Raw genomic sequence first — 6,000 nt, 5'->3', positions numbered from 1 at the left:
GAAGCGACGCCGTTCGCTCACCGCGAAAATAGTGTCTGACCTGGGGAAATAGATAGCCAGGGAAGTGGTTGAGGCGTAGAATCAGACCCATCACAGCACACCTCTGAAAGAGGCATTCGATGAGTCTCGGCCGCGACATCGACCACTGGGGTACCAACCCCGGCGACGCGATCGACGCTGCCTTGCAGGCCATCGAGACCGCCCTCCACGACCTGCTCGCGAGTGACCCGGTCTATTGGCGCACCGAGCAGAAGAAGGACCTGCTTGAACGCCTGGAGAAACTCCAAGCCCAGCAGGCCGCGCTGAAGCTGCGGGTCCTCGCATCTGCCGGTGATATCGCCGAGGAGACCGGCGCGAAGGATGCCTCTGCCTGGATGCGGGCCGAGTTGTCGGTGGACAGGGGTGTGGCGCGCTCGCAGATCAAACTCGCCGCCGGGGTCGCCAAGTACGACCTGGTGGCCGCCAGGCTGGCCGAGGGTGTGGTGTCTCTGGATAAGGCCCGGGTGATCACCAAGGCGTTGGACAAGATCGACGCCGATCCGGTCGCCAGTGCCGAGGACCTGATCCTCGCGGAGAAGCTGCTGGTCGACTACGCGACCCAGCTGACCGAGAACGAGCTCCGGATCGCCGGGAAGCGGGTACTGGTCGAGATCGACCCGGCCCGGTTCGAGGACGCCGAAGCCAAAGCCCTCCTCGCCGAGGAACAACGCGCCCAGCAGAGGACCGCGCTGCGGGTGTGGGACAACCACGACGGCACCATCGGGTTCGACGGGGTGCTCCCGACCTCGATCGGGATGCGGTTCAAACGACTCGTCGAGGCCTACGCCCAACCCCGCAAACAACAGCTCGTCGCCAAAGGCAGCCCGTTGCCGCCGTGGGAGCGGTTGATGGGCCAGGGGTTCTCGCGGCTGCTGAAGACCATCGACCCCGCCGGCCTGCCCCGTCACGGGGGCGATGCCACCACTGTCAACGTGGTGATCAGCCTCGAGGAGCTCCGCAAGGACCTCGGCATTGCCACCTTGGGTTATGACGAGACCAACGGGGCCACCATCACCGCGGCCGAGGCTCGTCGGATGGCGTGCAACGCGACCATCATCCCCTGGGTGCTCGGTGGTGAGGGTGAGGTCCTCGACGCCGGCCGAGGCAGCAGGTTCTTCCAGCCGATCCAGCGCAAGGCACTCCGGCTGCAGCACAAGTGCTGCCAAGCCGAGGGGTGTGACATGCCACCGGAGTGGTGCGACGCCCACCACCTCGACCCCTGGGCCACCGGCGGAAAGACCGATCTCAAGGACGGGGCCCTGTTGTGTCCGCACCATCACCGGCTCGCGCACAACCCGGCTTACGTTCATGAGCGACTACCGGACGGCACCATCCGATTCACTCGCCGCCCCTAGACCGGCAGGGTCACGACTCAAGCCGGTCAGTCATGACCGTGCTAGCCCGCCCGTTTCCGCAGGTGTTTCCCCACCGGTGCGGAGACTTCCCCACCGACAAAGACGTTCCCCCTGCTCCGGAGCCGGGGGGAACCTCCCGAAGTGGGGGGAGTGTTCGGCCGGGTGGGACGTCGGCTCCCGATTCACCCAACCGAGACTTCCAGCATCGAGCGAACACCCACCCAGCCCCAAGCACGCACCGAACTGAATCCGCTGCACCACACCCTCGCCGCGGAACAGCCGCTTACGCGATCCTCGAGAAGAATCAGGCGGTATCCTCGAAGCATGACCGCGTTGCCCGACTGGATGCACCCTCCCCGTGAGGAGGGTTGGTACTCCGAAGACCTCGACATGCTCGTCGAGGCGCCGCGTCATACCGAACTCATCGACGGAGCCCTGGTCTTCAATATGTCACCGCAGCGCCGCTGGCACAGTCGCCTCGTCACCGCCTTGACCAACGCGCTGACGGCGCAGGCTCCCGACGGGTTCGAGGTGGATCGGGAGCTGACGGTGGTGCTCGACAGACGCAACCGGCCCGAGCCGGACGTGCTGGTGAGCACGGCGCGGATCCCCGACCAGGCTTCGTTCTACGATGCCGATTCGGTGGTGCTGGTGGTCGAGGTCGTCTCGCCGGAGTCCGAGCACCGTGACCGGGCGGTGAAACCGCAGAAGTACGCCGAGGCGGGCATCTCCCATTATTGGCGGATCGAGAACGAGGACGGCGCGCCCGCGATCCATGTCTACGAGCGCGACGACCTCACCAACGCCTACGTCCCGATCGGGATCTTCCGCGACCGGCTCGACGTGCCGGTGCCGTTCCCGGTCAAGATCGATCTGACCGATCTGCTCCGCTGACCTCCGCCCGCGAGGGCTGGTGCTGCGTCGGGAGGAGTTCAAGCGGCCGTCGTACGCCGGTTGCCACCGCATCACGTGACCAGGACAGGTTGAGGGCCACCCTCACCGATGGAGATCCTGATGCGTACCTTCGTCCGTTCCCTGGCCGCTGTCCTCGCCGCCGCGGCGTTCCTCTCCCCCACCGCCGCGACCGCGAGCGGGACCGAGCTCGGCACGCCGCACCCACAGGCTCACGCCCACAACGACTACGAGCACGAGCGTCCTCTCTACGACGCGCTGGCCAGCGGGTTCACCAGTGTCGAGGCCGACGTGTGGCTGGTCGACGGCGAGCTCCTGGTCGCGCACGATGCCGTGGATCTCGACCCCTCGCGGACTCTGGAGAGTCTCTACCTCGAGCCGCTCAAGCGGCTCGTCAAGGGCCGGGGACGCGACGTCTACCCGGGATACGACGGCACCTTCCAGCTCCTGATCGACATCAAGAACACCGGTGAAGCGACGTACGCGGCGGTCGAGGACGAGCTCGCCGGTTACGAGGAGCTCTTCACCCGCTACGAGGATGGCACCGTCAAGGACGGCCCGGTCGAGGCCGTGATCAGCGGTGACCGGCCGCTGGAGACGATGCGGAACCGGACCGAGCGGTTCGGCTTCTACGACGGCCGGATGAGCGATCTCTACTCCGGCAGTCCCGCGTCCCTCATGCCGCTGGTCAGCGACAACTGGACCAAGGTGTTCACCTGGCAGGGCGTCGGTCCGATGCCCGAGACCGAGCGCCGGCTCCTCCACGAGATCGTCGACCACGCCCACTCGCAGGGCTACCGGGTGCGGTTCTGGGCGACTCCGGACACCGCCGGCGCCGCTCGTGAGGCGGTCTGGCGCGAGCTTCTGGACGCCGGGGTCGACCACATCAACACCGACGACCTCGAGGGCCTCGACGCCTTCTTGACCGACCGAGCCTGACCGACGACCGCTGACGAGCCTCGGCACGCTGTCACAGCCGGCAGGCTCCCGGTGTCCTAGGGGTATGAACCTCGACAAGCAGAACGAACCCCTGAGCAAGCCCCACGTGGTCGTCGTCGGCGGCGGGTACGCCGGCGTGATGGCCGCCAACCGGCTCACCAAGCGCGACGACGTCGCGATCACCCTGGTCAACCCGCGCGACCACTTCGTCGAGCGGATCCGGCTGCACCAGCTGGCCGCCGGGTCCTCGGAGGCCGTGGTGGCCTACGCCGACGTACTCAGCGACCGGGTGCGCCTGGTGGTCGACACCGTGGGATCCATCGACGCGGAATCGCGGACGGTCGCGCTCGGGAGCGGGCAGGAGATGGCGTACGACTATCTGGTCTACGCCGTCGGGAGCGCAGGCACGACCCAGGTCGCGGGCGCCGCGGAGCACGCCTTCGGGGTCTCGACCTACGAGGAGGCGACCCGCCTGAAGGTGGCCCTGGACGCGGTGTCCGCCGATGCTCCGGTGGTCGTCGTCGGTGGCGGCCCGACCGGGATCGAGGTCTCCTCCGAGCTCGCCGAGGCCGGCCGGAACGTGGCCCTGATCTGCGGGGAGAGGCTCGGTCCGTGGCTGCACGAGAAGGGCCGAGCAGTGGCCGAGCGCGACCTGCGGCGGCTGGGCGTCGGCATCATCGAGGGCGCCCGGGTGACCGAGGTGCTGGCAGGCCGCGTACGGCTCGACAACGGCCGCGAGCTGCCCAGCGAGGTCACGATCTGGACTGCCGGCTTCGCTACGCCGGACCTGGCCCGGACGAGCGGGCTGACCACCGACGAGCTCGGCCGGCTGATCACCGACGAGACCCTGACCAGCGTCGACGACGACCGGATCATCGCGACCGGGGATGCCGCGGCGCCGTCAGGGATGGCGTACCGGATGAGCTGCCAGGCCGCCAACCAGCTCGGGCCGCTGGCCGCGGAGACGGTGCTCGCCCGGCTCGCCGGCGCGAACCCGGAGCCGGTCAGCATCGGGTTCGTGGGCCAGTGCATCAGCATCGGCCGCGGGCTGGGACTGGTGAACCTCGCCCGACGAGATGACTCGGCGATCGCCGCCCGGATCCGGGGCGTACCGGCGGCCAAGGTCAAGGAGCTGGTCTGCCGCAGCACGGTCTGGGCGCTCGGGATGGAAGCACGCCGGCCGGGATCCGCCTTCGGTTTCAAGGACCGTTCGCGCGCCGGGCGCGTCCGGGCGACAGCGGTCACGCCACTGGTGAGCGAGCCGAGCCGTTGAGCCTGGCCGTGACCGTCGTCTCCTGGCTCCTGGCCGCACTCCTGCTCGTCGTCGGCGTGGCACACCTTGTCGCCCCCGCCAAGGTAGAGCCGCTGGTCCCGGAGTGGTGGCCGGCGAGGCGGGCGACGGTGTACGCCTCCGGCGTCGCCGAGGTGGTGATCGGGATCGGTCTGCTGGTCCCGGCTACCCGCACCTGGGCAGCCGGGGTTGCGGTGTTGATGTTCCTCGCCTACACGCACGTCCACTTCGAAGGTCGCCGCCTCACCTCGGGTGTGGTCAACCTCGGCTACGCGGCACTGGCGCTCTTCGTCTGCCTCGGCTGACGCCGCGATCGAGGCCGCGATGTCACAGTCCCGGGCGCTGTCTCGTCCCAAGGTGGAAGATGTCGACCGAGCCTGGAAACGAGGACCAACCGTGACACCACAGACCGAGATCGAGTTCGAGGAGCTGCGCCCCCTGCTGTTCTCGATCGCCTACCGGATCCTCGGCAGCGTGAGCGAGGCCGAGGACGCAGTGCAGGAGACCTGGATCCGGCTGGAGGGAACCTCGACCGAGCCCGATTCACTCAAGGCGTACCTCTCGACCGTGGTCACCCGGATCTCCCTCGACGTGCTGCGCTCGGCGCGGGTGCGGCGGGAGACGTACGTCGGGCCCTGGTTCCCCGAGCCGCTGCCGACCGACACCCAGGTCGACGACCATGCCGACCTCTACGCCAGCCCCGAGCGCGCGACGGAGCTGGCCGACTCGGTGTCGATGGCCGCGCTGCTGCTGCTCGAGCGGCTCAGCCCGCTGGAGCGGGCGGTCTTCGTGCTGCGCGAGGTCTTCCACTTCGGCTTCGCCGACATCGCCGCGGCGGTCGACCGGTCCGAGGCCGCCTGCCGTCAGCTCGCCTCCCGGGCCCGGCGGCACATGGAGGAGGGCAAGCCGCGGTTCGAGGCCGACCGGCGCAAGCGCGTCGAGCTCTCCAGCCGGTTCTTCGATGCACTGCGCGACGGTGACCTGGACCAGCTCCAGGCGCTGCTGGCGGCCGATGTGGAGACCGTCAACGACGGTGGTGGCGTGGCCGGTGGCGTGGGTGGCCGGTTCGGTGCGGAGAAGGCCGCGCGCATCCTGATCGCGGCGGTGCCGCCGCTGCTGGCCATCGGTGCCCGCCTCGAGCAGCGCGAGCTCAACGGCGAGCCGGGCGCCATCCTCCGCGACGCCGACGGTGCCATCCTCGGCACCTGGACCCTCGACATCCTCGACGGCCAGATCCAGCGGATCCGCTCGGTCACCAACCCCGAGAAGCTGGGCCACCTGGGCCCGGTGGCAGACCTCAAGGACGTCGTACGCCGCCGCAACCGCCACCGCCGCGGGCAGTGACCCGCTGGTCGAGCCGCTCGCTGGTCGAGCCGCCGGAGCCGCTAGGCGGAGGCGTGTCGAGCGTTGTATCGAGCTTGTCGAGATGACCAACACAGTCCCCTCGGCGCTCTATGGGGCCGT

Annotated in this window: 6 protein-coding genes; all 6 read left to right on the top strand. The window is 68.8% G+C overall.

Annotated features, from left to right (window positions below; genetic code table 11):
• Positions 1–119 precede the first annotated feature (119 nt).
• The 6 genes from ABZ796_RS23660 to ABZ796_RS23635 all read left to right on the top strand — a co-directional run bounded on the left by ABZ796_RS23660 (position 120) and on the right by ABZ796_RS23635 (position 5,880).
• Positions 120–1,394, top strand: coding sequence for a DUF222 domain-containing protein (locus ABZ796_RS23660; protein ID WP_357340265.1), 1,275 nt, complete (start codon positions 120–122; stop codon positions 1,392–1,394).
• 324 nt (positions 1,395–1,718) lie between these two features.
• Complete coding sequence (locus ABZ796_RS23655) at positions 1,719–2,288, top strand: Uma2 family endonuclease (protein ID WP_357340263.1); 570 nt, start codon at positions 1,719–1,721, stop codon at positions 2,286–2,288.
• Between the two features lie 120 nt (positions 2,289–2,408).
• Positions 2,409–3,245 (top strand): phosphatidylinositol-specific phospholipase C/glycerophosphodiester phosphodiesterase family protein, encoded by an 837-nt coding sequence (locus tag ABZ796_RS23650; RefSeq protein WP_357340261.1) that lies wholly within the window; start codon positions 2,409–2,411, stop codon positions 3,243–3,245.
• Positions 3,246–3,309: 64 nt separating this feature from the next.
• The gene (locus ABZ796_RS23645; RefSeq protein WP_357340259.1) at positions 3,310–4,518 is read left to right on the top strand and encodes an FAD-dependent oxidoreductase; all 1,209 of its coding nucleotides are present in this window, start codon (positions 3,310–3,312) and stop codon (positions 4,516–4,518) included.
• 8 nt (positions 4,519–4,526) lie between these two features.
• The gene (locus ABZ796_RS23640; RefSeq protein ID WP_357340257.1) at positions 4,527–4,841 is read left to right on the top strand and encodes a MauE/DoxX family redox-associated membrane protein; all 315 of its coding nucleotides are present in this window, start codon (positions 4,527–4,529) and stop codon (positions 4,839–4,841) included.
• 91 nt (positions 4,842–4,932) lie between these two features.
• Positions 4,933–5,880 carry an RNA polymerase sigma-70 factor gene (locus ABZ796_RS23635; RefSeq protein WP_357340255.1) on the top strand — a complete coding sequence of 316 codons (948 nt, stop codon included), beginning with the start codon at positions 4,933–4,935 and terminating at the stop codon, positions 5,878–5,880.
• The last annotated feature ends 120 nt before the right edge of the window (positions 5,881–6,000 follow it).

It is taken from the genome of Nocardioides sp. NPDC047086 (assembly GCF_040643685.1).
GTDB lineage: Bacteria > Actinomycetota > Actinomycetes > Propionibacteriales > Nocardioidaceae > Nocardioides.
This window is presented reverse-complemented; position numbering and strand designations above follow the sequence as displayed.

Bases quoted from the DNA above. Each gene is read 5' to 3' on its own strand.
- ABZ796_RS23655 (WP_357340263.1), top strand. From the start codon at position 1,719: ATGACCGCGTTGCCCGACTGGATGCACCCTCCCCGTGAGGAGGGTTGG.
- ABZ796_RS23660 (WP_357340265.1), top strand. From the start codon at position 120: ATGAGTCTCGGCCGCGACATCGACCACTGGGGTACCAACCCCGGCGAC.
- ABZ796_RS23645 (WP_357340259.1), top strand. From the start codon at position 3,310: ATGAACCTCGACAAGCAGAACGAACCCCTGAGCAAGCCCCACGTGGTC.
- ABZ796_RS23650 (WP_357340261.1), top strand. From the start codon at position 2,409: ATGCGTACCTTCGTCCGTTCCCTGGCCGCTGTCCTCGCCGCCGCGGCG.